29 protein-coding genes are annotated in these 25,830 nt (G+C 72.2%); 15 read left to right on the plus strand and 14 right to left on the minus strand.

Annotated features, from left to right (window positions below; all coding sequences use genetic code 11):
• Nucleotides 1-161: 161 nt before the first annotated feature.
• From BUB75_RS42805 to BUB75_RS42820, 4 genes are all read left to right on the plus strand, one after another.
• A complete protein-coding gene (locus tag BUB75_RS42805) occupies nt 162-1,706 on the plus strand; it encodes a Na+/H+ antiporter (RefSeq protein WP_073266426.1) in 1,545 nt (514 codons plus the stop codon).
• A 102-nt stretch (nt 1,707-1,808) separates the two neighbouring features.
• Nucleotides 1,809-2,159 (plus strand): hypothetical protein, encoded by a 351-nt coding sequence (locus BUB75_RS42810; protein WP_073266428.1) that lies wholly within the window; start codon nt 1,809-1,811, stop codon nt 2,157-2,159.
• A 136-nt stretch (nt 2,160-2,295) separates the two neighbouring features.
• A complete protein-coding gene (locus tag BUB75_RS42815) occupies nt 2,296-3,318 on the plus strand; it encodes an SDR family oxidoreductase (protein WP_073266430.1) in 1,023 nt (340 codons plus the stop codon).
• Nucleotides 3,315-4,910: a phytoene desaturase family protein gene (locus BUB75_RS42820; RefSeq protein WP_073266432.1), complete on the plus strand. Its 1,596-nt coding sequence runs from the start codon at nt 3,315-3,317 to the stop codon at nt 4,908-4,910. Before BUB75_RS42815 ends, BUB75_RS42820 begins: the two co-directional genes overlap by 4 nt.
• A gap of 3 nt (nt 4,911-4,913) precedes the next feature.
• Here BUB75_RS42820 and BUB75_RS42825 read toward each other — a convergent pair whose 3' ends face one another.
• From BUB75_RS42825 to BUB75_RS42845, 5 genes are all read right to left on the minus strand, one after another.
• The gene (locus BUB75_RS42825; protein WP_073266434.1) at nt 4,914-5,375 is read right to left on the minus strand and encodes an SRPBCC family protein; all 462 of its coding nucleotides are present in this window, start codon (nt 5,373-5,375) and stop codon (nt 4,914-4,916) included.
• A gap of 28 nt (nt 5,376-5,403) precedes the next feature.
• Nucleotides 5,404-6,708: an alpha-amylase family protein gene (locus BUB75_RS42830; protein WP_073266436.1), complete on the minus strand. Its 1,305-nt coding sequence runs from the start codon at nt 6,706-6,708 to the stop codon at nt 5,404-5,406.
• Between the two features lie 118 nt (nt 6,709-6,826).
• Nucleotides 6,827-7,816, minus strand: coding sequence for an RNA polymerase sigma factor SigF (locus BUB75_RS42835; protein ID WP_143175789.1), 990 nt, complete (start codon nt 7,814-7,816; stop codon nt 6,827-6,829).
• Nucleotides 7,813-8,307, minus strand: coding sequence for an ATP-binding protein (locus tag BUB75_RS45960; RefSeq protein WP_073266438.1), 495 nt, complete (start codon nt 8,305-8,307; stop codon nt 7,813-7,815). The genes BUB75_RS42835 and BUB75_RS45960 overlap by 4 nt, the downstream gene beginning before the upstream one ends.
• A gap of 103 nt (nt 8,308-8,410) precedes the next feature.
• Nucleotides 8,411-9,082, minus strand: coding sequence for an SRPBCC family protein (locus BUB75_RS42845; RefSeq protein ID WP_084742500.1), 672 nt, complete (start codon nt 9,080-9,082; stop codon nt 8,411-8,413).
• A gap of 548 nt (nt 9,083-9,630) precedes the next feature.
• On the opposite strand from BUB75_RS42845, the gene BUB75_RS42850 reads away from it, so the two are divergent.
• Nucleotides 9,631-10,851: a glycosyltransferase gene (locus tag BUB75_RS42850; protein ID WP_073266440.1), complete on the plus strand. Its 1,221-nt coding sequence runs from the start codon at nt 9,631-9,633 to the stop codon at nt 10,849-10,851.
• A gap of 2 nt (nt 10,852-10,853) precedes the next feature.
• Here the strand turns inward: BUB75_RS42850 and BUB75_RS42855 are convergent, their stop codons facing one another.
• On the minus strand, nt 10,854-11,273 hold the full coding sequence (locus tag BUB75_RS42855) for an STAS domain-containing protein (RefSeq protein ID WP_084742502.1): 420 nt from the start codon (nt 11,271-11,273) through the stop codon (nt 10,854-10,856).
• A gap of 307 nt (nt 11,274-11,580) precedes the next feature.
• On the opposite strand from BUB75_RS42855, the gene BUB75_RS42860 reads away from it, so the two are divergent.
• From BUB75_RS42860 to BUB75_RS45965, 5 genes are all read left to right on the plus strand, one after another.
• A complete protein-coding gene (locus tag BUB75_RS42860; protein WP_143175790.1) occupies nt 11,581-12,573 on the plus strand; it encodes a YihY/virulence factor BrkB family protein in 993 nt (330 codons plus the stop codon).
• A gap of 27 nt (nt 12,574-12,600) precedes the next feature.
• On the plus strand, nt 12,601-13,038 hold the full coding sequence (locus tag BUB75_RS42865) for a phage holin family protein (protein ID WP_073266442.1): 438 nt from the start codon (nt 12,601-12,603) through the stop codon (nt 13,036-13,038).
• On the plus strand, nt 13,035-13,481 hold the full coding sequence (locus tag BUB75_RS42870) for a DUF3618 domain-containing protein (RefSeq protein ID WP_073266444.1): 447 nt from the start codon (nt 13,035-13,037) through the stop codon (nt 13,479-13,481). Before BUB75_RS42865 ends, BUB75_RS42870 begins: the two co-directional genes overlap by 4 nt.
• A complete protein-coding gene (locus BUB75_RS42875) occupies nt 13,478-13,747 on the plus strand; it encodes a DUF4235 domain-containing protein (protein ID WP_073266446.1) in 270 nt (89 codons plus the stop codon). Before BUB75_RS42870 ends, BUB75_RS42875 begins: the two co-directional genes overlap by 4 nt.
• Before the next feature lie 166 nt (nt 13,748-13,913).
• Nucleotides 13,914-14,132: a hypothetical protein gene (locus tag BUB75_RS45965; protein ID WP_143175791.1), complete on the plus strand. Its 219-nt coding sequence runs from the start codon at nt 13,914-13,916 to the stop codon at nt 14,130-14,132.
• Between the two features lie 32 nt (nt 14,133-14,164).
• Here BUB75_RS45965 and BUB75_RS42880 read toward each other — a convergent pair whose 3' ends face one another.
• Complete coding sequence (locus BUB75_RS42880) at nt 14,165-15,223, minus strand: Gfo/Idh/MocA family protein (RefSeq protein ID WP_084742504.1); 1,059 nt, start codon at nt 15,221-15,223, stop codon at nt 14,165-14,167.
• Nucleotides 15,224-15,393: 170 nt separating this feature from the next.
• On the opposite strand from BUB75_RS42880, the gene BUB75_RS42885 reads away from it, so the two are divergent.
• Nucleotides 15,394-15,924 carry a DUF1360 domain-containing protein gene (locus BUB75_RS42885; RefSeq protein WP_073266448.1) on the plus strand — a complete coding sequence of 177 codons (531 nt, stop codon included), beginning with the start codon at nt 15,394-15,396 and terminating at the stop codon, nt 15,922-15,924.
• Between the two features lie 4 nt (nt 15,925-15,928).
• On the opposite strand, the gene BUB75_RS42890 is transcribed toward BUB75_RS42885, so the two are convergent.
• From BUB75_RS42890 to BUB75_RS42910, 5 genes are all read right to left on the minus strand, one after another.
• Entirely contained in the window at nt 15,929-16,600 is a 672-nt protein-coding gene (locus tag BUB75_RS42890) for a glycosyltransferase family 2 protein (protein WP_218618119.1), read from the minus strand.
• Complete coding sequence (locus BUB75_RS42895; protein ID WP_073266450.1) at nt 16,594-17,202, minus strand: SAM-dependent methyltransferase; 609 nt, start codon at nt 17,200-17,202, stop codon at nt 16,594-16,596. Before BUB75_RS42895 ends, BUB75_RS42890 begins: the two co-directional genes overlap by 7 nt.
• Nucleotides 17,199-17,924, minus strand: a complete 726-nt coding sequence (locus BUB75_RS42900; protein ID WP_073266452.1) for a PIG-L deacetylase family protein — start codon at nt 17,922-17,924, stop codon at nt 17,199-17,201. The genes BUB75_RS42895 and BUB75_RS42900 overlap by 4 nt, the downstream gene beginning before the upstream one ends.
• On the minus strand, nt 17,918-18,820 hold the full coding sequence (locus tag BUB75_RS42905) for an acyl-CoA dehydrogenase family protein (RefSeq protein ID WP_073266490.1): 903 nt from the start codon (nt 18,818-18,820) through the stop codon (nt 17,918-17,920). The genes BUB75_RS42900 and BUB75_RS42905 overlap by 7 nt, the downstream gene beginning before the upstream one ends.
• 194 nt (nt 18,821-19,014) lie before the next feature.
• Entirely contained in the window at nt 19,015-19,749 is a 735-nt protein-coding gene (locus BUB75_RS42910) for an STAS domain-containing protein (protein ID WP_084742505.1), read from the minus strand.
• 180 nt (nt 19,750-19,929) lie between these two features.
• Here BUB75_RS42910 and BUB75_RS42915 point away from each other — a divergent pair, with 180 nt between their 5' ends.
• The gene (locus BUB75_RS42915) at nt 19,930-20,604 is read left to right on the plus strand and encodes a nucleotidyltransferase family protein (protein WP_073266454.1); all 675 of its coding nucleotides are present in this window, start codon (nt 19,930-19,932) and stop codon (nt 20,602-20,604) included.
• On the opposite strand, the gene BUB75_RS42920 is transcribed toward BUB75_RS42915, so the two are convergent.
• Together BUB75_RS42920 and BUB75_RS48720 are read right to left on the minus strand one after the other, a co-directional pair.
• A complete protein-coding gene (locus BUB75_RS42920; protein WP_084742507.1) occupies nt 20,601-22,601 on the minus strand; it encodes an acyltransferase family protein in 2,001 nt (666 codons plus the stop codon). The two genes, BUB75_RS42915 and BUB75_RS42920, sit on opposite strands and share 4 nt — an antisense overlap.
• 118 nt (nt 22,602-22,719) lie before the next feature.
• On the minus strand, nt 22,720-22,998 hold the full coding sequence (locus BUB75_RS48720; RefSeq protein WP_143175793.1) for a chemotaxis protein CheB: 279 nt from the start codon (nt 22,996-22,998) through the stop codon (nt 22,720-22,722).
• 248 nt (nt 22,999-23,246) lie between these two features.
• On the opposite strand from BUB75_RS48720, the gene BUB75_RS44730 reads away from it, so the two are divergent.
• From BUB75_RS44730 to BUB75_RS42935, 3 genes are read left to right on the plus strand one after another with little or no spacing between them, the layout of a single operon-like run.
• Nucleotides 23,247-23,918 carry an ATP-binding protein gene (locus BUB75_RS44730; protein WP_178380129.1) on the plus strand — a complete coding sequence of 224 codons (672 nt, stop codon included), beginning with the start codon at nt 23,247-23,249 and terminating at the stop codon, nt 23,916-23,918.
• A gap of 12 nt (nt 23,919-23,930) precedes the next feature.
• The gene (locus BUB75_RS42930) at nt 23,931-24,752 is read left to right on the plus strand and encodes an MBL fold metallo-hydrolase (protein WP_073266456.1); all 822 of its coding nucleotides are present in this window, start codon (nt 23,931-23,933) and stop codon (nt 24,750-24,752) included.
• A 52-nt stretch (nt 24,753-24,804) separates the two neighbouring features.
• Entirely contained in the window at nt 24,805-25,800 is a 996-nt protein-coding gene (locus BUB75_RS42935) for an iron-containing redox enzyme family protein (protein ID WP_073266458.1), read from the plus strand.
• The last annotated feature ends 30 nt before the right edge of the window (nt 25,801-25,830 follow it).

Raw genomic sequence — 25,830 nt, forward strand, 5'->3', positions numbered from 1 at the left:
CCGCGAAACCAGTCCTGCCCCATGTCGGCCCGGTGCAATCCTCCGCCCTCGGGCCAGGTGCGCGTAGACCGGGGCGGCAATCCGTCCGGCCGCGCTCACTCGGCATGCCGGTCCGAGGAGCGTCACAGGTGGGTGCACGGGTTCCCGGGTAGGTCTGGCGTGTGACACCTCTGGTCCTGGTTCTGATCCTCCTGCTCGGCGTCGTCCTCGTCAGTCCGCTCGCCGACCGGTTCGGCGTCCCCGCGCCGGTGGCGCTGACCGTGTTCGGGGCGGTTCTCGCGCTGCTCCCGGACGCGCCGACCGAGCTGATCGAACCGCACCTGGTCCTCCCGCTGTTCCTGCCGCCGCTGCTGTTCGCGGCGGCGCAGCGCAGCTCGCGCCGGGACTTCACCCGGAACTGGACGGTGCTGCTCGCGCTCGCGGTCGGGTTGGTGCTGGTGACCACGGCGGTCGTCGCGGTGGTCGCCCGCTGGGTGGATCCCAGCCTGACGCTGTACGCCGCGATCGCGCTCGGCGCGGTGGTGTCGCCGCCGGACCCGGTCGCGGCGACGTCGCTGGCCGGGCGGCTCGGGCTGCCGAAGCGGCTGGTCGCGGTCCTGGAGGGCGAGGGGCTGATCAACGACGCGCTGGCGCTGGTGATCTACACGACCGCGGTCTCCGCGGCGTTGACCGACTCGTTCTCGGTCGCCGACGCGGCCGGCACGCTGGCTGTTTCCGTGCTGGTCGGCCCGCTGGTGGGGCTGGCGGTCGGGTGGGTGGGGCGGGCGTTGATCAGTCGGTTGTCCGACCCCCGTGCCGAGGTCGGGCTGTCGCTGCTGCTGCCGTACGCCGCCTACCTCGGGCTGGAGGAACTCGGTGGCTCCGGCGTCCTCGCGGTCGTGGTGGCCGGGCTGATGCTCGGCCAGGGTGGGAGCGACGCGTACACCGGCGCCGGGTTCCTGGCCGGCGGCACCGTGTGGCGGGTGGCCGACTGGATGATCGGCGGCTTCGCGTTCGGGTTGGTGGGCTTCGAGCTGGTCCGCGTCGTGCTGGATCCCGGCGTGCCGACGTACGGCGTGGGGGTGGCGACCGCGGTGTGCGTCGCCGCGATCGCGACCAGAGCGCTGTTCGTGCTTCCGCTGGGCTGGGTCGCCGGACGGCGGATGCGCCGGTCGGCGGAGTCGCACGGCTGGCGGGAGTCGACGGTGGTGTCCTGGGCCGGGATGCGCGGTGTCGTCACGCTGGCGACCGCGCTGGCCCTTCCGGCCGACTTCCCCGGGCGTCCGGTGGTGTTGTTCGCCGCGATTGCGGTCGTCGTGGTGACGCTGGTCGGGCAGGGGCTGACGCTGCCGTGGCTGGTGCGCGCGCTCGGCGTCCGGTCGCCGGAGGAGGAGCAGGGCGAGATCAACCGGGCCAGAGCGGTGGCCGCAGGCGCCGCGCTCGCCCGGCTGGACGAGTTGCACGCCGACGGCCGGATCGACGACGAGATCGCCGAGGCCATCCGGCGCCGGTACGCGCGTACCGTCCCGGGCCTGCGGGCCGACCTGCCCGCCGACGTGCGGCAGCGGATCCTCGACGTCAGCAGGGTCTCCCGGCACCTGCGTGAGGCCGAGCAGGCCGCGGTGCTCAGCCTGCGCAGTGAGGGTGAGGTGAGCACCGACGCCGCCGACCGTGTCCTCCGCGACATCGCCGCCCGTACGGTCCGCGACCTGTACCACGCGGGCTGAGCGGGGGCGCGCAACCGAGCTGCCACGGTGCGGCACTTGGCGCGCCACCCGGGCGGCCCGATCTCCCGGTTGCAGCCGAGCCGACCCCACCGGGAGAACCCCATGCCGTCCGAGAACCTCTCCGCAGCCCCTGTCATCGCGATCGCCGATGTGCCCGTTGTTCGCGACCGGCGCCGCCGCGGCCAGCAGGTCGAGTTGGTCGGCACGATCCGCGGATTCGACGTCACCGAGGGCACCGTGACGATCGTCGACGTCCAGGACGGCCGCCGGGTGCACCACGAGCTGACCGTCCGGCTCACCGCGCAGGCCACGATCACCGTCGACGGCAAGCGCCGGGTCCTCTCCTCGCTGCCGTTCGGGCAGAAGCTCATCGTCACCGGCGTCCTCGACGGCACCGTCGTCACCTCCGGCGAGGTCCACGCGCTCACGCTCACCGGGCTCTTCGCGGTCTGAGCTCGACGTCACCGGGACCCCGCGCCGTGGCGCGGGGTCCCGGTCGTGTGTCAGGACGCACGGAACGGTTTGCCCCTGCGGTCGCTCGGGCACCTCGTCGGAGCAAGTCGACCCCCGACCCGAGGAGACGACGGCCATGCCGACAGCGTCCGGTGCCCCCGTAGTCGTGGTGACCGGTGCGAGCGCGGGCGTCGGCCGCGCCGCCGCGCTGGCCTTCGCCCGGCGTGGCGCGGCGGTCGGACTGCTCGCCCGTGGGCAGGCCGGCCTCACGGCCGCCTGCACGCAGGCTCTGGAGCACGGCGCGTCCGCCGCGTTGGCCGTCCGCACCGACGTATCCGACGCGGACGCCGTCGAGGCCGCCGCCACCCGCATCGAGGCCGAGCTCGGCCCGATCGACGTCTGGGTGAACAACGCGATGGCGAGCGTGTTCGCGTTCTCCTGGGACGTCACCCCGGCGGAGTTCAAGCGCGTCACCGAGGTCACCTACCTCGGGTACGTGAACGGAACGCTGGCCGCGCTGAAGCGGATGCGGCGCCGGGACCACGGCACGATCGTCCAGGTCGGGTCGTCGCTGGCCTATCGTGCGATCCCGCTGCAGGCGCCGTACTGCGCGTCCAAACACGCGGTCGAGGGGTTCACCGAATCGGTGCGGGTGGAGCTCCGGGCGATCGGCAGCAACGTCCGGATCAGCCAGGTGAACCTGCCCGCGATGAACACGCCGCAGTTCGGCTGGGTCCGCACCCGGCTGCCGCGGCACCCGCAGCCGGTGCCGCCGATCTATCAGCCGGAGGTCGGTGCGGAAGCGATCGTCCGGGCCGCCGAGACCGGTCAGCGGCTGCTGGACGTCGGTCTGATCACGGTGGCCACCCGCTGGGCGAACAAGTTCGTGCCCCGTCTGCTCGACCACTACCTCGCCCGCAACGGCGTCGACAGCCAGCAGACCCCGGACGAGATCGACGCCGGGGCCTGGAAGGACAACCTCACCCGCCCGCTGGACGACGTCCAGGACCGCGGCGCGCACGGTATCTTCGACGCCCAGGCGAAGTCGCACAGCTGGCAGGCCTGGGCCGCCGGACGCAAGCCGCTGGTACTGGCCGCCGGCGGAGCGGTGCTCGCCGCCGCGACCGCCCAAGCACTGATCGCGAGGGCCCGCCGATGACCGGTCCTACGGAAACCGTCGATGCGGTTGTCATCGGCGGCGGCCACAACGGGCTCGTCGCGGCGAACCTGCTCGCCGACGAGGGGTGGCACGTCCTCGTGCTGGAGGCCGCCGACCAACCCGGCGGAGCGGTCCGCACCGACGAGATCAGCCCCGGCTACCTGGCCGACCTGTGCAGCGCGTTCTACCCGCTCGGTGGCGCCTCGCCGGTGCTGGCCGGGCTCGAACTCGAACAGCACGGCCTGCGCTGGGTCCATTCGCCGCTCGTCCTCGCCCACGTGCTTCCGGACGACCGCGCGGCGGTGATCTCCCGCGACCTCGACGAGACCGCCGCGTCGGTGGACGCGTTCGCACCCGGCGACGGCGACGCGTGGCTGGCCGAGGCGGAGCGGTTCCGCCGCCTGGCAGACCAGCTCCTCAACGCGCTGTTCCAGCCGTTCCCGCCGGTGCGGGCGGCGGCAGGCCTGCTCAGCACGCTCGGTGTCGCGGACGCGCTGCGCTTCGCCCGGTTCGCCGTGCAGCCGGTCAAGCAGTACATCACCGAGACGTTCACCGGCGAGGGCGCGAAGGTGCTGCTCGCGGGCAACGCGCTCCACACCGACCTGCAGCCGGAGAGCGCCGCCAGCTCGGTGTTCGGGTGGCTGCTGGCGATGCTGGGGCAGTTCCAGGGCTTCCCGGTGCCGGAGGGCGGCGCCGGTGCGCTCACCGGGGCGCTGGTCTCCCGGTTGTCCGCGGCGGGCGGGCAGTTGCGCTGCGCGGAACCGGTCGAGCAGGTCCTGGTGGCCCGGGGACGGGCGGTGGGCGTGCGGACGGCGTCCGGGGCGCTGATCCAGGCGCGCAAGGCCGTGCTGGCCGACGTCGCCGCGCCGCACCTCTACCGCGAGCTGGTCGGCGACCGCCACCTGCCGTCCCGGCTGCGCGACGACCTCGACCGGTTCGCCTGGGACAACGCGATCATCAAGGTCGACTGGGCGCTGTCCGGTCCGGTGCCGTGGACCGCCGAGGCCGCCCGTAAGGCCGGCACCGTACACCTGGGCGTCGACCTCGACGGGCTCACCCAGTACGGCGCGGACCTGGCTCGCCGGCGGATCCCCAAACATCCGTTCGTCCTGGCCGGGCAGATGGCGGTGGCCGACCCCACTCGGACGCCTCCCGGCGGCGAGTCGCTCTGGGCCTACACGCACGTGCCGCACGGACACGACTGGAAGCCCGGCGAGACCGAGCGCCACGCCGACCGCGTCCAGGCGCTGTTCGAACGACACGCTCCCGGGTTCGCCGACCGGATCGTCGCCAGGCGGGTGCTGAGCACGCGCGACGTCACGCACGGGAACCCGTCGCTGCCCGAGGGCTCGGCCAACCTCGGTACCGCCGCGATCCACCAGCAGCTGTTCTTCCGCCCGGTGCCGGGCCTCGGTCGTCCGGACACGCCGATCGACCGGCTCTACCTGGCGAGCGCGTCGGCGCACCCGGGCGGGGGAGTGCACGGCGGGCCGGGCAGCAACGCGGCCAGGGCCGCGCTGCTCCGCAACTCGCTCGGCGGCCCCGCCTACGCGGCGCTGATCCGCTCCGCGAACCGAGCGGTGTACTCCTGACCTCTAGGCTCGGCTGCTCCCGGCATACCGATCGTCATGGACCGCTCGGTCGGCCAGCCGATGGAGCGACTCCCGGTTACGGGCGTTGAGCATCGGCGCGATCAGCGGCTCCGGGAGTAGCTTCCCCGGGCCGTCGACGAACTCCTCGGACAACGTCGCGATCGTGGCGTCGTCGCCGTCCGGCTCGAGTTCGATCTTCACGACGCCGCCGAACAGCGGCCAGGCCTTGACCTTCAGCACGAGCTTGCGGTTCGCCTCGAACTCCAGGACCTCGGACTCGTCCTTGACCATCAGCGGCCATCCGCCGAGGCTGTGGTGGATCCGGGTGCCGGGAGCGGGGAACCCTTCGTCGACGTCTCGGATGTGGCTCGCGCCGACCACCCAGCTGGCGTACGCCCAGCCGTCGGAGAGCACCGCGAACACACGATCCGGGCTGGTGGGAATGGTCAGGCGTACGGTCTGCATGCGGGAGTTATGCCCAGGAACGGCCCGCTCATTCCGGTAGCAACACCGCGAACTCGTGCCCCGGAACACTCACGCCGGCCCCGGTCCGCGCCGCGGCGCCTGCGCCGACCCGGTAGCCGGTGCCCGCAACGGTCAGCGGCTCGTCCGCGAGGTTCAGCGCCACCCGCACGTGCTGCCCGTCCGGCCCGTTCACCCGGTAGATCAGCGACGCGTTGGCGATGTTCTCCGCCACCGGAAGACCCCGGACCAGCCAGGAATGGCGGCGTCGCAGGCCGAAGAGCTCCTGGTGGAGCCGGTAGACGCCCTGGCCGTACGGGGCCAGGTCGGCGGGCGAGGAGGGGAACGGCGGCCGGACGGCGTCGTCGCCACCGGCCCGGTTCTCCTTGCGCCCGCGGAACGCCTGCTCGTCCCCGGCATACACGCTCGGGACGCCCGGCAGCGTGGCGAGTACCGCGATGGCATGGCCGAGGTGCCGGTCGTCGCCGATCTGGTCGGCGAGCCGGGTGACGTCGTGGTTACCGAGGAACGTCTGGGGTACGAACGCGGCCGCGAACGCCGCGTGCCGCTCGAGCGCCCAGGCAAGCTCGAACAGGTTCCGGTCGGCCAGCGCGCTCCACGTCGCCTTCCAGAGTTCGTACTGGGTGACCGAGTCGAGGCCGCTGGTGGCCACGTACCCGGCGTAGTCCCCGTGGATCATCTCGCCGACGAACCAGGCGTCCGGGAACTCGGCGCGGACCCGTCCCACGGTCTTGCGCCAGAACTCCGGAGCGACCGCATAGGCCGCGTCCAGCCGCCACCCGTCCGCACCGGCGGTGAGCCAGTACCGCAGCACCGACGTCACGTAGTCGGCCACCGCGGGTTCATCGTGGTTCAGCGCGACGAGGTGCTGATGGCCCTCGAACGTGTCGTAGCGGAAGTCCGGAGCGTCCCAGTCGATGCGGAACCAGGACGCGTACTGCGACGCCCGGCCGTGCGCCAGCACGTCCTGGACGAACGGGTGGTCCCGACCGACGTGGTTGAAGACCCCGTCGAGCAAGACCCGGACGCCGCGCGCGGCACACACGTCGATCAGCCGGCGTAGGTCCTCCTCGGTACCCAGCCGCGGGTCGACCGTCAGGTGGTCGACGGTGTCGTAGCCGTGGGTCGCCGACCGGAAGACCGGCCCGAGCGCCAGCCCGTTGCAGCCCAATGCGAGCAGGTAGTCGAGCCAGGCATCAAACCGATCCAGGCGGTGCATCGGCGGGGCGCCCGGCGGCAACGCCGACTTCTCCGCGTCGACGAACCCCAGCGGGTAGACGTGCCACCAGATCACATGGTCGGCCCAGCCGGTCACCGAATACTCCTGCCCTGGCGCTGTTACTGATTCACTCTCCCCGGCCCAGCGGAGGGCGGAACTACTGGCCGCGGCAGGCGTTGCGGTTCGCGCGATCCCACGAAGTCCTGAGCCTTTCTCAATCCTCCAGTAGTCCGAGGCGGAGCTTCGCCAGCGTCGCGGCGAGCAATCGCGACACGTGCATCTGGGAGACGCCGATCTCCTGGGCGATCTGCGTCTGGGTCTGGTTGCCGAAGAACCGCAGTGCGAGCACCCGGCGCTCCCGCGGTGGGATCTTCGCCAGCAGCGGCTGGAGGGCCTGGCGGTACTCGACCGCGTCGATCGCGGAGTCCTCACCGCCGAGCGTGTCGACCAGCGACGGCGCGTCCGGTTCGGTGCCCACCGGCGTGTCCAGGGACGTCGACTGGTACGCGTTGGCCGCCTCCAGGCCCTCGAGGACCTCTTCCCGGGAGAGGCCCAGATGGGCGGCGAGCTCGGTCGCGGTCGGCGCCCGCCCGTTGTGCTGCGAGAGCTCGCCGACCGCGGCGTTGATCGACAGGTGCAGCTCCTTGAGCCGCCGCGGCACCCGTACGGACCAGCCCTGGTCGCGGAAGTGCCGACGGACCTCGCCCATGATCGTCGGGATGCCGAACGAGAGGAACTCGACGCCGCGGAACGGGTCGAACCGGTCGATGGCCTGGATCAGACCGACCATCGCGACCTGCGCCAGGTCCTCCAGCCGCTCGCCGCGGTTCGCGAACCGCCGCGCGATGTGCCTGGCCAGCGGCAGATGGACGGTGACCAGCCGCTCGCGGAGTGCGGCCCGCTCGGGGTCGTCCGCCGGCAGCCGGGCGTACTGCTCGAACAGCGGCGCGACCGTCGAATAGTCGTCGTAGTCCAGCCGGCGGTCGGCGTCGCGACCACCGAGGTGCGCGGCGAGGCGCGCCGCGCTGTAACCGTCCGCCGACTCCCGGCGGCGCCTGCGCGGCTCGGGAGCCGTCTCGGTGTCGGACTCGCCCCACAGGTCGGGGGCGCTGCGGAGACCGAGGTCGGCTTCGGGCTGGAGCCCGTGCTCGACCTCGGCCTCTGCGGGGTCGCGGAGGTCCACGCCCGGCCCGCGGTCGGTCACGAGTTGTCCCTTCCGTGTCGGGCGGGGCGCGGGCCGACCCGGACGAGCAGCGACGTCCGCAGCTCGTAACCGTCGTCCAGCGCCTGGGTCTCGGTAGCGATCCGGTCGGTCAGGCTGCTCAGCAGCAGGACGCCGAGTTCGTCCTCGGCCGATGCGGACTGCGGTGACCAGACCGCGGCGACCACCTCGACGGCGTCCGGGTGCTGGATGAACCGGCAGTGCAGCGGCTCGTCGGGGCCGGCGGCGCGGACCAGGGCGGAACACGCCTCGTCGACCGCGAGCCGCAGGTCAGCGACCATGTCCAGGTCGGCGTCCGCGCGGAGCGCGATCGACGTCGCGATCGCGCGCAGCACCGGGAGCTGTTCGGCGGTTGCCGGACAGATCACCTCGACGGCGTTGTCGCCCGAGCCCGCGTCCGGATCCCGGTGCGGTGCGGAGCGTGCGAGGGTTGTCGAAAACAATGGCTGGGCGTGGCGGAGTGTCGCGGGCACCGGAGCCCCCTCATTTCGCTGTCGGCCGGGTGGAGAGCCCGGCTCCGCCGTACCCGGACCGGACCGCCGACGCGGCCCGGCCCGGCACGGCCGGTGGATCGGATCAGGGCAGCGGGCCTGCCGGGCGGCCCTCGTCGAACGCCCGCTGGGCGTCCTCGGTCGACATCGCGGACCGGCTCGAAAGCGGATCGGAAGCCGGGCCCGACGGCATCGGGGGCACGCCGTGGGCCATCGCGTTCGGGTCCTCCTCGGTTCGCGGAGTCCAGTAGCCGCCCGCGGACGACGCTTCGTTGGCCTGCGCTGCGGCGTCCCCCCGCTGCGGGGGAGCGTCGACCTCGCCGCGCCACGCGCCGGTCGAGGAGCCGCGCTCCTCGATGAACGTCTTGAAGCGCTCCAGGTCACCCTTCACCCGGTGCGAGACGACACCGAGCGCGTCGCCGGCCTTCTCCACCGCACCGCTCGGGTGGAAATCGAGCTGCAGCATGATCCGCGTGTTCTCGTCGTCCAAGCGGTGGAACGTCACGACGCCGGCCTGTTCCTCGCCGTCCGTGCTCTTCCACGCGACCCGCTCGTCGGGACGCTGCTCGGTGATCTCGGCGTCGAACTCGCGGTGAACGCCCGCGATGTTCGTCCGCCAGTGGGTGTGGACGTCGTCGATCTGCCGGATGTCCTCGACGCCCTCCATGAACTGCGGGAACGTCTCGAACTGCGTCCACTGGTCGTAAGCCGTGCGGACCGGCACATGGACGTCGATCGATCGCTCGATGGTGCTCACTCTTCCTCCTCACGAGAACGGCCGGCGCGCTGATCGGCGCCTCGACCGCCCGGGTCGGTCGGAAAGGTCCGGCGGTGGACCCGCCGTGGGCCCGCTGCTGGACCCGGAACGTGCAGGCCTCACGGGCCCGATCGGGGCGGACGCCGGACGTCGTCGCATCCGTGCGCTCTCCGGTTGTCGGCGCGGAACCGCGCCCGAAAATCGGCCACCGGGAGGCGCTCGGTCTGCACCCCGCCCCGGCGAATTCGTCTCCGCCTCACCGCTGGCCAGCGATAACGCCGACGCGTCAACTGGTGGGGCCACAGCACCCATACCCGGCCCCGGCGGCCTCACACACCTGAATTCGGGCGTTTCGTTGGGTGTCTCCCGGAGAATCGCGCGGGCACGACGCTGTGACGTTCCGGGTCTACCGTGAGTGCTGTGAAGCCTCGGGTGACGAGTGCGGCACACCGGTCCCCGAAATGTGGACGAGACCGGGCCGACGGGGCTTAGCGTAGGGAGAGGAGCGGGATTCCCACTCGAGGCCGCTCCGGGAAGGCAGCTGCTTCATGAGGATCGCGATGGTGTCGGCACCCACGAACCTGCCCAGCGCGCTCGCTGCCGCGCTGGCCGAGCGGGGACACGAGGTGGTGGTGCACACCAGGCGCGTCGATCCGGATGCCCCGGAGCGGCAGCGGTTGCCGTCCGGGGTCGTCGTGCAGCAGATCGTGGCCGGCCCGGTGCGGCCGATCGTCGAGCAAGAGCTCGCCCCGTGGCTCGGGGAGTTCGGGCGGGCGCTGGCCGCCGCCTGGCGCGACGACCGCCCGGACGTCGTGCACGCGTTCTCCTGGGCCTCCGGCCTGGCGGCATCCGCCGCCCGCCAGCAACTCCGCGAGAGCACGTTGATCCGCAACGGCGCGGCGGCCGCGCCGTTGCCGGTCGTCCTGACGTTCACGGCGTTCGGCGCCGAGCAGCACCGCCGTCAGGGACCGGTCGACCCGGGCCTGGCCAATCGGATCCGGCTGGAGGTCGCGCTGGCCCGTTCGGTCGCCGCGGTGATCGCCGGCAGCGACGACGAGGTGGAGGAACTGGCCCGGATGGGCGTGCCGCGGGAGCGCGTCACGCTGGTGCCCCCGGGCGTCGACGTCAGCCGGTTCACGCCGTACGGCCCGTCCGCCGAACGTACGGACGCGCCGCGGCTCGTCGCGGTGGGCGATCTGACCCCCTCCAGCGGCTTCGACACCGTGATCGCGGCCCTCCGTGGGCTGCCCGGCGTCGAACTCGTGATCGCCGGTACGACGTCGGGAGACGCGTCGGAGGAGCTCGAGCGGCTGCGGGCCGGTGCCGAGCAGCTCGAACTCGCCGACCGGGTCACGTTCGCGCACTCCGCCGTGCGGGATCCCGCGGCGCGGTCGGCGCTGCTGCGGTCGGCCGACGCGGTGGTCTGCGTACCGTGGCACGGGCCGGTCGGTGCCGGCCCGGTGCTGGAGGCGATGGCGTGCGGCATCCCGGTCGTGGCGACCGCGGTCGGAGCGGTGTCCGACGTCGTCGTGGACGGCGTCACCGGGGTCCAGGCGCCGCCCCGCCGTCCCGACCAGCTCGCGACCGTGATCCGCGGGCTGCTCGGTGACCCGGTGCGCTGCCTCGGATTCGGCGCGGCGGGCGCTGACCGGGCCCGATCACGCTACGAGTGGGCGCGGATCGCCGTCGATGCGGAACGGGCGTACCGCGCGTTGGTGCCCGCGGCGTTGCCCGCCGTGGACGACGAGCTGATCCACTCGAACGAGTAGCCTCACCAGGCGTCGAGCGGGTCGCTGACCGTCGTGAACGCGGTCACCAGCCCGGTGATCTCCAGCGGACGCAGCACGCTCGGCCCGTCGGCGACCAGCCGCAGCTGGACCTGTTGGTCCGCGCAGCGACGGGCCAGCGCGATCAACGCGCTCAGCCCGCTGGAACCCAGGAAGCGGACCGGCCGGAGATCGACCAGCAGACGGCTGCACCCGCGGTCGAGTTCGTCGTCGACCACGGAGATCAGGGTCGGCGCGGTCAGCATGTCGAGCTCGCCGTCGACGCGCACGGTGGTGAGACCGGTCGCTTCACGCGCAGTGGCGACGGTCAGGGTCTCTTGGACGGGTGAGCCGGCGCTCTCAGCAACAGTGCGTACTTCCACGCCGCTCTCGATCACCGTCCACTGGGCTTCAGGTGCGGTCATGGCTGCTCCCTCGCTGAACGCCGCGCTGGGCGCGCGTCGAGGCGTACGGAACCCGAAGTGGCTGGCTGCTCAACCGCTCGATCCCGTCCAGGGTACGTGCGGCAGCGTCCGGAGAACAGGGTGGACCGGACAAGACGGGAAATCTGGGTTGCCCCCAAGTGTCCGGCACGGGCGAACTGGACCGATTAGGCGCGACACGCATTGACAACCGTCACCCCGGGTATGGGAGGGCATACCAATCGCCCGATCGGCGTACCTGACGAATTGCCGATCGGGAGGTCCGGAGCACAGCCGAGGGGGTAGTCGGATGACCGCGATATCCGCAGGCGGGGCGCGCAGCGGGGGCGCACGCGGGCGTCAGGCGGACTCGCCCAGCCAGATTCCTGCGCGGGGCTGGAAAGACGTACTGGTCCGTACGGTCCGTGAGTTCAAGGAGGATCAGATCTCGACCGCGGCCGCGGCTGCGGCTTTCTACGCCTGGCTGGCGTTGATCCCGGCCGCGATCGGCGCGATCACCGTGTACGGGCTGGTCGCCAGCCCGGACCAGATCGCCACCCAGATCGACGAGCTCACCGCCAGCCTGTCCGCGGACGTGAAGTCGGTGATCACCGACCCGATCACCGCGGCCACCAGCGCGAGCGGCAAGGGCCTGTCGATCGGTCTGATCATCTCGCTCGCCGCGGTGCTCTGGAGCGCCTCGGGCGGCATGAACGGGATGATCCAGGCGGTCAATACGGCCTACGACGAGAAGGACGAGCGCAACTTCGTCAAGAAGCGCGGTCTGGCGATCGTCCTGACGCTCGGCGCGATCGTGGCGTTCGTCGTCGCGATCCTGCTCGTCGCCGTGCTGCCGCCCGCGCTCGACGCGCTCAAGCTCGGCGGATTCGCCAGCGCTGCGGTCAACGTCGGCCGCTGGGTGCTGCTCGCCGTGCTGATGATGTTCGGGCTCGGCCTGCTCTACCGCTACGCCCCGGACCGCGACAACCCGAAGTTCCGCTGGGTCTCCTGGGGCGCGGTGGTCGCCACCGTGCTCTGGCTGATCGCGTCCGCGGGCTTCTCGTTCTACGTCAACAACTTCGGTAGCTACAACAAGACGTACGGCGCCCTCGCCGGCGTCATCGTCCTCAACCTCTGGCTCTACATCTCCTGCATGGCGATCCTGTTCGGCGCCGAGCTGAACGCCGAGCTGGAGGCCCAGACGAAGCGCGACAGCACCACCGGCGCGGAGAAACCCCTCGGCCGCCGCGGTGCCCGCAAGGCCGACGAGGTCGGACCGAGCACCGAAGGCTCACTCACCTAGCCGTACCAAGAACAGGAAGGGAGTCCCATGGCCACCCAGACCGGACCCGCGCCGACGCCTTCTCCGGGGCGCTTCAACACCGCGGACGCGTCGACCGCCGAGCTCGTCACCCGCCTCGCCGACCAGGTCACCACTTTGGTGCGCGACGAACTGAAGCTGGCGCAGCTGGAACTGACCCAGAAGGGCAAGAAGGCCGGCATCGGCGCAGGCATGTTCGGCGGCGCCGGTGTGGTGGCGCTGTACGGCGTCGGCGCGCTGGTCACCGCCGCGATCGCCGCGCTCGCGCTCGCCCTGCCCGTGTGGGCGTCCGCGCTGATCGTCGCGGTGGTGCTGTTCGCCGTCGCCGGCGTCCTGGCGCTCACCGGCAAGAAGGAGCTCCAGCAGGCCACCCCGCCGGTCCCGGAGGAGGCGGTCGGCGGGGTCAAGCAGGACATCAACACGGTGAAGGAGCGTGCACACCGATGAGTTCGGACGACGCGAAGAAGGGCTCGACCGCCGTCGAGCCCACGAAGGATCCCGACGCGCTGCGCGCCGAGATCGCCGAGATTCGCGCGGAGCTGGGTGACACCGTCGAGGCCCTCGCGGCGAAGGCCGACGTCAAGGCGCAGGCCCAGGCGAAGGTCGAGCAGACGAAGGACCAGCTACGGGAGAAGGCCGTGCACGCCAAGGAGCAGATCGGCCACACCGCCGGCTCGCTCAGGGCCAAGGCGACCGACCGCACCGTGCAGCTGCGCGAGCGGCCCGAGGTGAGCCGGGCGAAGGACACGCTGTCCCGGTACGCGCCGTGGCCGCAGGTCGCCGCCGGTGCCGCGGCGACGCTGGTCGTCCTCGTGCTGGGCGGCCGGAAGGTGCGGGCCCGCCGGGCGTCCTCGACGCGGCGCACGCTGCGGAAGGTGGGTCGCCGATGAAGGGGTCCGCGCTCGCGTACCGGCCGATCGGACTGGCCGGCGGTATGGCCGGCGGTCTGCTGGCCGGAATCATCTTCAAGCAGGTGTGGAAGAAGGTGTCCGGGGAGGACGACGCGCCGGGCGCCACCCAGAGCGAGTACTCGTGGAGCGAGGTCCTGCTCGCCGCCGCGCTGCAGGGAGCGATCTACGCCGTGGTCAAGGCCGCCATCGACCGGGCCGGAGCGCAGGCGTGGGCCAAGTCCACCGGCTCCTGGCCCGGCGACTGAGGACCGGCCGCTGCATGGTCCATAATGGAGCCCTGCGCCCGATCGGGTGCAGGGCTCCAGGTCGTCTCCATCGGTCCAGATCCGATCGGAGATTTGAACGCCCGTGACCCGGGTAGTTGGAGGTCCGTCCCCGTCGGGGAATTGCATTTACTGGGGAGCGTGCAACGTGTCAGAGATCGCAGACGTCGGTCGGCAGGGTTCTTTCGGTCTGTGGACCGCCGGGTTGTGGCGTCGGGCATTCCGAGTGGCCGCTGCCTCCGCGGCGTGGGCCCGCGCCGAACGGCACGCGTTCCTCGCCCCGCCCGCGGTCGGCGCGTTCCACGGCGAACCGACCCGCGACGACGGTTACCTCACGATGATGCGCTCCACCTGGGGACGGCCCTGAGCACCGGCACGACGCCCCCTGCGGGTTCGGCCCTAGTCGGTGCGGAGGCGTAACGCGCGGCCTTCGGCGGCGGAGCGGGTGAGCGCGCAGGCCAGCCGGTGGGTGCGCACCGCTTGGGCGTAGTCGGCGAGCACGCCGACGCGCGCTTCGGGGCGCCGGATCGCGTCCACGAACGCCCGGTCGGCCGCGCGGTAGGACGTCTCCGCGTCGACCGCGTGCCACTCCGAGCGGTCGCCCACCCGGATCTCGCAGCCGTCCTCGGTGATCGTCACGCTGGCACCGTCGGCGAAGATCTCCAGCCCGGCCCGGCGGCGTCCGGTGAACCGGCAGGTGGTGGCGAGCGTCGCGACTGCTCCGGACGCGAACCGCAGGGTCGCCGCGGTCACCCCGTCGATATCGGCGTCCGCGACGCCCGGCGGTGGGGTACCGTCTCCGGCCGCGTAGACCTCGACCACCTCGCCGGCGAGCGCCCGCAGCAGGTCGAGCAGGTGGACGACCTGCTCGACGATCGGCCCTCCGGAGCGGTCGCGCCGTCCCCACCAGCCGGCGGTGTCGACGCTGTCCAGCCACGAGCCGGTCACCAGCCGGATCGGCCGCCCGGCCAGCACGGCACCGGCGCGCCGCACCGCCGCGGAGTACCGCCAGTGGTGACCGACGGCCGTGACGACACCGGCCGACGCGACCCGCCTGGCCAGCAGGTCCGGGACCTCCCGGTCCACCCCGAGCGGCGTCTCGACGAAGATCGGCAGCCCGGCGTCGAGAAGTTCCTCCTCGATCGGGCCGTGGGCGAACGGCGGCACGCAGACGAACACCGCGTCCGGCCGCAGCGCCAGCAACGCACCGACGGTCGGGGCGACCGTGGCGTCACAATCGGCGGCCAGCCTGGCGGCGGCGGCGAGGTCACAATCGGTGACGCCGACGATCGACACGTCGTGGAATCGAGCCAAGGTCGACGCATGCCGGGCCGCTGCTCGGCCGGCGCCGACCAGCCCGATCCGACACCGCGTCACCGCCACCTGACCCCCTTCGGTCACTCGCGCCGCGGTGGCGGCCCGGACTGACCCGGCGACGCGAACCTCCTGCTGCGACATCTCCGCTCATTGTCCACCAGATGGGGGCCTCGCCGGAGCCGTCTGCAGCACTGCGGACCGGACAGGTTTCCGTGCCCGGCTGGTGGACATCACCGAACCGTGACCACCAACGACCAGAACCCCGGCGGAACGGGTCTGACGACCGCCGACACCGAGGGAGAGAACCGCTGATGACCGACGTGTTACCGACCGTACGGGCGGCAGCGTCGCGGGTGGCCGAGCGGTACGCGCGTTCGGCGGACGACGATCGTCCGCTACGCGGGTATCTCACGCTGATGGGCCTCTACGGCGGCACCGTGGCCGGCCTGACCGGGCTGGCCGCCGTCCTCGGACGCAAGCCACCGCAGAAGGTGTCCGCGGGCGACGTCGCCCTGCTCACCGCCGCGACGTACAAGCTGAGCCGCATCCTCACCAAGGACGCGATCACCAGCCCGCTGCGCGCCCCGTTCACCCAGTACTCCGCGTCCGCAGGGGAAGGCGAGGTGAACGAGGAGCCGGTGGCGCACGACCCGTATCGCCACGCGGCCGGTGAGCTCGTCAACTGTCCGTTCTGCACGTCGATGTGGGTGGCGACCGGGTTGGCTGCCGGGCTCGTGCTGGCACCCGGCTTCACGCGGGTGGCAGCGACCGCGCTGACCGCGGTGGCCGGGTCGGACCTGCTGCAGTTCGCCTTCACCGCGGTGCGCGAAAAGGTGGAGTGACCGATCAGAGCGCGTGGAGGTAGGCGCTGAAACCGTGTGGGGCGCGGGCCGTGCGGCGGGCGCTGGTCACGACCCGAACGGCGGTGCTGCGGACGACGTGCATCCCGGCGTCGACCGCGGCCCGCACCAGCGCCTGGTCCTCACCGACCGACGACGGCCGGAAGCCGCCTGCCCGCAAGTAGGCGGCGCCGGTCAGCCCCAGGTTCGCCCCGTGGACGTGCAGGTGCTGGGCCGGGCCGATGCCCCGGTGGTACGCGGCCCGGAACGCGGTGGCGGTCGCCGCGGGCCACTCCGTCCAGTCGTCCACGCCGACGATGCCGGTGACGACGTCCGCGCCGGCTGCGGCGAACCGGAGCTGCTGCATCAGCCAGTCCGGCGCCACCCGGGTGTCGGCGTCCGTGCACGCCAGCCAGGTGCGGCCGGCCGGGGCGTCGGCCAGCGCCGCCGCCGCACCGGCGGCGCGCGCCCGGCCGACGTTGCGGGCCTCGACCGCGAGCGTGCGTACCCCGGCCTCGGCCGCCACCCGCGCCGATCCGTCCCGGCACGCGTCCAGTACGACCAGGACGTCGACCGGCAATGGTGCGTGGCTCGCGGCCTCGCGCACAGCGTCCAAACAGGCAGGTAGCAGTTGTTCTTCGTCGTGAGCGGGAATGACGACGGCGATTCGCGTCAGCACAGGCCCTCGCGGGCAGCGACCGACCGCGCGGCCGGGGGCACCCGGGCGTAGACCTCGAGCCGGAAGTCGGCCTCGACGTGCGCGATCGTGCGGTCCAGCTCCGGACGCCCGGCGAACGCCGCGTGCACGGTGTCGCCGTCGAGCGGATAGTCGTCGACCGGATGGCGCCAATGCACGAGCACCAGGTCGCCGCCGGGTTCCAGCGACGCGGTCGTCGCGGCCACGAGCCGGTCGAGCGCCGCCCGGTCGAGGTAGTACCCGACCTCGGACAGCACGACGAGGTCGAACCGCTCGTCCGGCCACTCGTCCGGGATCCGGAGGCGTGCGACGCGCGCGCCGGCGGTGCCAGCCAGCCGGGAGCGGGTCGCCGTGACCGCCGCGTCCGCGACGTCGGTGGACAGCAACGCGTCGCACCGGGTGGCCAGCTGCGCCGACAGGACGCCGATCGAGCAGCCGGGCTCGAACCCGGACCGATAGCGGCGCCGGGGGAGCGCGGCGAGCGTCAGCGCGTACTTGCGCTGCTCGTACCAGCGCGAACGGAAGCCCCAGGGGTCGTCGTCGGCGGCGTACATCCGGTCGAAGTACTCGCTCGGAAGGCTCAACGGAAGAAAACCTCGACGCTGCGGTCGAAGCGGGCCAGGACGTCCGGCGGCAGGATCGGTGCGTCCTCCGGACGGGGACCCAGCGGCCGGATCTGGGTGACGAACGCGTCGAGCGCGTGCCGCTTCGCCGCCCGTTCGGCGTCGCTCAGCGGCAGCCGAGAGCAGCGGTCCCACGGGACGCGCGGGTCGGCGGGGCGGGCCCAGTGCCAGGTCCAGATCGGGTACTCGACCAGGCGCGCACCGGTGGTCGCGCAGGCCGCGGCGGCGGCTCGCCCGACCGCTTCGTGGTCGGGATGCCCGTCACCGCGCCAGCTGGCGAGGCACCAGCGGCCCGGGGTCAGGAGGCGCGTCAGCGCGTCGGCCAGCGTGGCCTCGTCGACGCCGCCGTCCGGGTGACCGAGCCGGTGGATGACCGGCGCGGATAGGCCGAGCCGGCGCAGGGCCTCGTCGGTCTCGGCCCGGCGGAGCGCGGCCAGCTCGTCCGGGCGGTGGACCGTGCTGTGCGGGTGCGACGCCTCGCCGTCGGTGACCGCGACGATCTCGGCACCCGGTCCGTCGGCGAGGCGAGCCAGCAGACCACCGGCGCCCAGCACCTCGTCGTCCGGATGCGGGGCCACGACGAGCGGCGGTGTGTCCGGCAGTTCCAACTCGGGCCCGGAGAGCTCCCAGGTACGCCACTCCTCCTCGGCGGTCCCGGCACCCGTGATCAGCGGCGTCACCAGTCGGCTCCGGCGGCGAGGAGGTCGGCGCCGAGGTCGGCGAGATCCCGCTCGGCGTGGCTCTGCCGCAGGTAGACCGCGAGATCGGCGGTGCGGCGGGCGTGGGCGGCGTCCTGGCAGAGCGGGCGGGCGCCGAGGGCGCGTCCGACGCGGTCGAGCGTCGTCGTCGCGGCGGCCTCGACGGCGGCGCGGACCCGGCGGACCGGAAGACGCAGCGCGGTTGTGGTGAAGTCGGCGTCGATCCGGGTCGCGACCTGGTCGAGCAGGGCCGAGGCGCTGCGGAGTGCGGTGTCCACTGCACCCAGATGCGCCAGCGCGTGCGGATCCGTGGGGCGGGCGTCCACCAGACGCTCGGCGATCGCCACCGCGACGCCGTACCAGCAGGCCGCCACGCCCGCGCCGCCCGCCCAGAACCCCGGCCGGTTCACGTAGTCACCGACACCGCCGACCGGTTCGCCGCGCGCCCGGGTGAAGCGGACGGTCCGGCTGTCGCTGCCCGCCATGCCCACGGCGGGCCAGGTCTCGTCCAGCGGCGTGACCGCCGGCGGGTCGACATCGACCGCGAACAGCCGGACACCCTCGTCGGTGGACGCGGTCACCAGCGCGCGGGCGCAGCAGCCGGCTCCCGAGCACCACGGCCGGTCGCCGGAGAGCAACCAGTCGCCGCCCTCCCGGGTCGCCACGAGCGAGTCCGGCGCCGCGGCCCACACACCCCAGGCTGCATCACCGGGATCGGGGCCCCCGAGTTCGGCGAGGATCGCGACCGCGTCGGCATGGCCCTCGGCGAGCCGGGCCAGCACCGCGTCGGCATGCCCGATACCGGCCAGCGCCGCGAACCGGGTCGCGGTCCGGCCGGATCCTGGTAACGGCAGGTCGAGTAGACCGGCTTTGTGCGCCATGAGAAACGCGTCGGCCGGGTGCGCGTCGGTCAGCTCCGTGGACAGGGCGAACTCGGGCCGCATGGGCTACCCACCTGCTTCCGGGTCAGCCCTGCCCTGTCAGGAGCCGGGCGTCACGTCGGCCGGCCGGGAAGCCGGTTCCGGACGTACTCCTAACCGGTTCGCCAGGCTCTGAAGCGTGACCCGCGCCGTATCTACCTGCCTACCCGGAGTGTCGCCCAGACGACCTTCCCGCTCTGTAGCGGAAGGCAACCCCACGCCGACGCGAACTCGTCGACCAGCAGCAGTCCGCGGCCGCTCAGCGCTCCGACCGGGGGATAGCTCGGGCTCTTCCGTGGTGGGTCGGGGCTGCCGTCGGCGACCGTGAGGTGCAGCAGGTCGTACCGGAAGACCAGGCCCACGGTGAAGTCGGTGCCCGCGTGCTGGATCGAGTTGCTGACCAGCTCGGAGAGAATCAATTCGGCCGGCAGCGCAAAATCGTCCAATCCCCAGGCCAGGCAGGCGTCCGATGCCATCGCACGAACCTGGGGCAGCGACATCGTCCCCGGCCGCATGGTCCGTTTGACACGGCGAGGCGTGAGCGGAACCACGGGTGCCACGGCCAGCGCCTCGTCGACCGTCGAGAACACCGGGATTCTCCAGAGCTGCGTGACCTGACGCAGTTGCTGGCGGAGATCCGGCGGGGTCGCCACGAGGATCAGCGGGACCGGTGGCCACTCCGTGGCTCGGTGGCTCACGGCACCGAAGACCGTGAGCGCGGTCCTGCTGCCGATTTGCAGGCAGGACAGATCGACGACGACCGCCTCCGGGCACTCGACCAGGCACTTCAGCAAGGCGTTGCGAACCTGGGCGACGGTCCGCATCCGTAGCTCCCCGTCCAGTCGGAGCACGGTGGCCGGACGGGTCCTGTCGATCTCACTGCTGAACATCCAACGCCTCGCTTCTCGGCGCACCGAGCAGGCACGTCGTTCCCTCGCGCGGCGAGACATACCCGGGTCGACGCGGAGAATTCGTCGAGTCTCCATGCTAGTGGTGGACCGCGGCCGGCTGGTCGTGTCAGCGCTGAGCCGCCGGGGTAACCCGGGACGACAACGGGGTAAGGGGGGACCATGAGTGGAGATCCGGACGCGCTGATCGTCACGATGAAGCGGGTAGCCAGCACGCTGAAGGCGGCGGACATTCCGTTTGCCCTGGCCGGAGGATTTGCGGTCTATGCCAGAGGCGGCCCGGCCTCCACGCACGACGTGGATTTCCTGATCCGTCCCTCCGACGTCCAGTCGGCAGTCGGGGCCTGCGTCGAGGCCGGGCTGCGGTCCGAGCACCCGCCCGAGGACTGGCTGGTGAAGGTCTACGACGGCGACTGCCTGGTCGACCTGATCTTCCGCCCCTCCGAGCGGGAGGTCACGTTCGACATGCTCGAGCGGGCGGAGGAGCTGCCGGTCGAGGCGGTGCGGATGCCGGTGCTGTCGGCGACCGACCTGCTGTTGAACAAGTTGCTGGCGTTCACCGAGCACTACTGCGACCTGGCCACGGTGCTGCCGCTGGGCCGGGCGTTGCGGGAGCAGATCGACTGGAACCTCGTCCACGACGCGACCGCGCACTCGCCGTACGCCGAGGCGTTCCTGCTGGCCGCCGAGCGGCTCGGGATCGCACCGCCGGGCACGTTGCGCCTCCGCGGACTCGGCCACGACGCGGGCCCGGCGTCCACCGGCGGCGCCGAAACCGACCCCGACCCTGACCCTGACCCCGAGCCCAGCTCGGATCCCGCCCCCGCCGCGGTCTAACCGGCCGCCCCGACCAACTGCGGCAGTAGCCACGGAGCGAGGTAGTCGCGGACTCCGCCTCGGGTGAGGTGGAGTCCGTCGCTCCGGACCCGGATCCCGTCGACATCGCGGGCGTACCGGCCGTCGGGACAGAGCCGCGCTCCCAGGTCCACGACCCGGACGCGGTCCGGATGGGTCCGCGTGGTGTCCACCAGCATCCGGTTCCACGCGTCCATCCGCGCCGGGTCGTCCTCCGGGTAGAGGCTGCCGTCCCGGCGCTCGTACCGGTGGTTGTACGGAGCGGTGGCGAGCACCACCCGTGCCCCGTCCGCGGTCAGTACCTGGATCATTCGCGCCAGCTCGGTCCGCAGGTAGGCGTCGTACGCCGGCTGACCGATGTGCTGCCATCGCCCCCGCAACTTGCGGTCGAGCACCTCCCACCGGGCCAGGACGACCAGCGCGACGTCCGGACGGTCGGCGCGCACGCCGTCGGCCCAGTAGGCGTCCCAGCGGGGGCACCGCTCGTAGGGGTCCTGGATCCGGGCGGCGTTCCGAACCGGCCCGGACCGCGCGATCCCACACCCGATCAGCGCCCGATTCGTCACCCGGGCACCGGACACCAGCGGTAGCCCGATGGCCAGGCTGTGTGCGACCGAATCGCCGAACACCGTGATCCGCAGCGGCCCCGGTGCCCGGCCCGGCCGGTCGAGCAGCGTGCTCGGTCCGGTGGTCCGCAGTGCGGTCGCCGGGCCGTCCGGTGTCGTCGGACGCGGAGCGGGTGGCGTGGTCAGCACGAGCGCCGCGATCACCACGCAAGCCGTCGCTCCCAGCGTGGTCAGGATCGGCCGCACCGTCCCGGGGCGTGGCCACCGCCCGGCGCGGATCGGCCGACTGAGGAAATGGAACGTGAGTTCGGCGAGCACGATCGTGGCCGCGCACCGCGCCACCAGGAGCATCAGCCCGTCCAGGCCGGTGCGCTGGGAGTCCAGCGCCAGGAACACCGGCCAGTGCCACAGGTACAGCTCGTACGAGACGCGGCCGATCCGGGGAAGCGGCGGGACCGAGAGCAGGCGGGCGGTGAGCCCGTCCGGCTCGCGCTCGGCGTCGCTGATCACCGCCGCCACGGCCAGGACGACGAGCAGCAGGCCACCGCGGTAGAGCGCCGGTCCGACGTCGTCGAGCAGCAGCAGCGCCGCCGCGAGCACGCCGGCCGCCGCCAGAACCGCCGGTGACCAGCGTCGGCGGGCGGCGTGACCGGGGCGGTACCGGCGAGCGCTCAGCACCAGCGCGAGCGCGCACCCCGCCAGCAGGCCGAAAGCCCTGGTGTCGCTGCCGTAGTAGGCGCGCGCGGGCTCGGCGTCCGGAACGTAGAGCAGTGCCATCGCACCGGCGGACGCCGCGGCCGCGACCAGCGTCCCCACCAGCAGGGCGCGCGCCGACCACAGCGCGAGCGCTCCGACGACGAGCAGCGGCCACAGCAGGTAGAACTGTTCTTCCAGGGCCAGCGACCAGGTGTGTTGCAACGGTGAGGGCGCCGAGGTCAGCACGGCGTAGCCGTCGCCGCGGTCGAGCATGCGCCAGTTGGCGACGTACCCGAGCGCCGCGAGCGCGTCCGGGCCGAGGGCCGCCAGCTCCTCCGGTGGCACCAGCCAGCGGGCGCAGCCGAGCACGGTGGCGACCACGGTCAGCAGCGCCGGCAGCAGCCGCCGCGCGCGGCGGGCCCAGAACGCGCCGAGCCGGATGCTTCCGGTCCGCTCGTGCTCCGCGAGCAGCAACGTCGTGATCAGGTACCCCGAGAGTACAAAGAACGCGTCGACGCCCAGCCAGCCGCCCGGTAGCCAGGACACTCCACCGTGGAACAGCAACACGACGACGACCGCCACCGCACGCAGCCCGTCGAGGGCGGGGCGGTGGGTGAGGCGTAGCCGCTCGGGTGGCCGGACCCGGCGCCCGGGGCGGGACGATCGGTCCAGGCGGGCGATCGGGACGGTTGGCGGGTCGAGCACGCGGTCCGGCATCCGGCTCCTCTCGCGGTGGAGCTCGCGTCAAGGCCGCCGGATCATATGAGTAGAAACGCATATAAAGGCCGCGCCCGCCGTTGGTCCTGACCAATGGCGGGCGCGGCGGTGACGGGTACTAGTTAGGCCGGTGCGGACCGGATCTCCACCGCCCGACCCCGCCGGTTGATCGCGTCGAGCGACAGCGATTCCGATGTCGAGGTTGAGCAGGTGCCGGCCGCATAGCGTCGGTGGCCGTGCGCGCGGGGAGCGGGCCCACCCGGTCGAGGATCGAGCCGAGTACGCTGCTTCCGCCGGGGGACGTGTGCAGGACGACGAGAAGGGCCGCCGGAAGGTCGGTCGGGAACCTACGGACGACCGAGCGATGGCCCTCGACGCCCTCTGCCCGACCGGACATACGGTTCCCTTCCGGGCGTCCGTGCTGCCGTGAACACCCTATGTGACGGAGGTTACTCCTGATCGGGACACCGGCAGTCCTTCCGCGTGTGCCCACTACGGATCGTGGGTAACACGACGCAACAGAGACCGGAGAGCGGTGTGATGGGCCCGGACCTACAGGTCGACCAGGAACGTTCTGTCGACCATGTGGTTCTACGCCTGCACGGTCGGCTCTCAGTGCGTTCCGCGCCGGCGGCTCGACGAGCGATGCTCAAGTCGCTGCTCGACGTGGGGAGGGTGGTGGTGGACGTGTCCCGGCTCCAGCTGGCGAACCTGGAGTGCGTCTGGCTGCTGCCCAGCGTGCTCACCACCGCGGGAGGATGGCCCGCCGCGCGGATGTCGATCGTCGACGCGAACGGCGTCTACGAGGCAGCCGCCCGGCGCGTGCACTGCGCCGACCTGCTCCACTTCTACCCGGCGACGGAGGCGGGTGTGCGCCATGTCGATGACCGGCCGGCACGGATCAAACGGGACATCGTGGTTCCGGCCGATCCCTCCGCGTCCGCCGCTGCCCGGAGGTTTCTCCAGCAGACAGCCGCCGATTGGGACCTCTCACCGGACCTGACCGAAGTAGCCCAGTTGGTCGTCAGCGAGTTGGTCTCGAACGCGGTCGAGCACGCCGGGACCCCGTCGACGGTCGTGTTGGAGCTGACCGACACCGGGCTGCGGATCAGCGTCCGGGACGGCTCCACCGTCCAGCCGGTCGCGCGGCCATTGGACATGGTGAGCTTCCGAGGGCGCGGCCTGCCGCTGATCGATCGGGTCAGCGAACGCTGGGGTATCGCCGACCACCCGGACGGCAAGACGGTCTGGGCGGCACTGGCCGTCGAGCCGGACGTTGCCAGCGACACCGACGTTTCGGACGCCGCTGAGGGGTGAACCCGTCCGGGCATGACCTCGGTCAACCGGGCAGTCGGCAGCCTGATGTTCATCGGGAACGCCACCGTCCTGCTCCGGCTCGGGGGCTGCACCGTACTGACCGATCCGAATTTCCTGCGCCGCGGCGAGCGCGCCTACCTCGGCTACGGCTTGTCGTCCCGCCGGTTGGTCGATCCCGCGATCGCGATGGAGGCGTTGCCGCCGCTGGACGCGGTGGTGCTCTCCCACCTGCACGGTGACCACTTCGACCGGAGAGCGAGGCACGGCCTCGAGCGCAGCACGCCGATCGTGACCACGGCGCACGCCGCCCGGCGGCTGGAACGCTGGGGCTTCCGGGCGGCCGAAGGTCTCCGTCCCTGGGCGGCGTGGGAGCTGCGGCACGGCACCGAGGTGCTCCGGGTGACCTCAGTGCCCGGCCAGCACGGCCCCGACCTCGTGCACCGGTTGCTGCCGCCGGTGATGGGCAGCGTCGTCGACCTGGAGCGGGACGGTGTCCGGGTGTTCCGGCTGTACATCACCGGCGACACGCTCTGCCGTCCGTGGCTCGGCGAGATCGCGGAGCGATACCCGGGGATCGACGCGGCGCTGGTGCATCTCGGTGGAACCCGCATCCTCGGCGTGCTGTTGACGATGGACGAGCAGCAGGGCGCGGACCTGGTCGAGCTGATCGACCCGTCGTTCGTCTTCCCGATCCACAACGACGACTACACCGTGCAGAAGACGCCGCTGCAGGCGTTCCTCGACGAGACGGCCCGGCGGCGGATCGCCGGCGTGCGGCCGATCGAGCGCGGACACCCGGTACCGCTGGCAACTGCCGTTTCGGATGCTTCCTAGCGGGAACTTCGTCCGGGGCGCGCGTTGACGCGCCGAACCGGAAGGAAGTTACATGCGGTTGCCGGAGCCACGGGGTGGCGTGAGTGAAGCGTTGGTCCAGGCACTGGCCGGTAAGCCCGGCACGTTCGGGGGAGCGTCCGTCCCAGGGTCGGACGAGCCGTGGGCCGACGAGGATTTGCAGCTCGCGCTCTGGGTGCTCTACGAGTTGCACTACCGGGGATTCGACGAGGTCGACCCCGACTGGGACTGGGATCCAGATCTGATTCGGCTGCGGGCGGGGTTGGAGCAACGGTTCCTCGGGGGCCTTCGTGCGGTGGTGACGCTTCCGGACGGTTCGGACGGGCCGATCCCTGCCGCGCTCGCCGCGCTGACCAACGCCGACGCCGGGCCCTCGATGAGCCGCTATCTGCAGCGGAAAGCGACGCTCACCCAGTTCCGGGAGTTCGTCGTGCACCGGTCGCTGTACCACCTGAAGGAGGCCGACCCGCACAGCTGGGGGATTCCGCGGCTCGACGGGCGGCCCAAGGCCGCGCTGGTCGAGATCCAGGCGGACGAGTACGGCGGCGGCCGCGTCGAGCGGATGCACTCCGAACTGTTCCGGACGACGATGGAGCGGCTCGGTCTCGACTCCCGGTACGGCGCCTACGTCGACCACGTCTCGGCGCAGACGCTCGCCACCAGCAACCTCATGTCGCTGTTCGGCCTGCACCGGCGCTGGCTGCCCGCGCTGCTGGGGCACCTGGCCGCGTTCGAGATGACGTCGTCGCTGCCGAATCGGCGCTACGGCAACGGGTTGCGGCGGCTGGGCGGTGACGCCGACGCGACGCGCTTCTACGACGAGCACGTCACCGCCGACGCCGTGCACGAGCAGATCGCCGCGCACGACCTCTGCGGGGGATACGTCGCCGAGCACCCCGACCAGGCGCGCGACGTGCTGTTCGGAGCGGCGTGCGGGTTGTGGCTGGACGCCGCTGCGGCCGAGTGGATCCTCGATCGCTGGGAGAGCGGCCACACCGCACTCCGCAGCCCCGATCCGCTCGCTGCCTGACTCCATGGGAAAGCCCTACCGCCGCAGATG

The organism is Cryptosporangium aurantiacum (genome assembly GCF_900143005.1).
GTDB lineage: Bacteria > Actinomycetota > Actinomycetes > Mycobacteriales > Cryptosporangiaceae > Cryptosporangium > Cryptosporangium aurantiacum.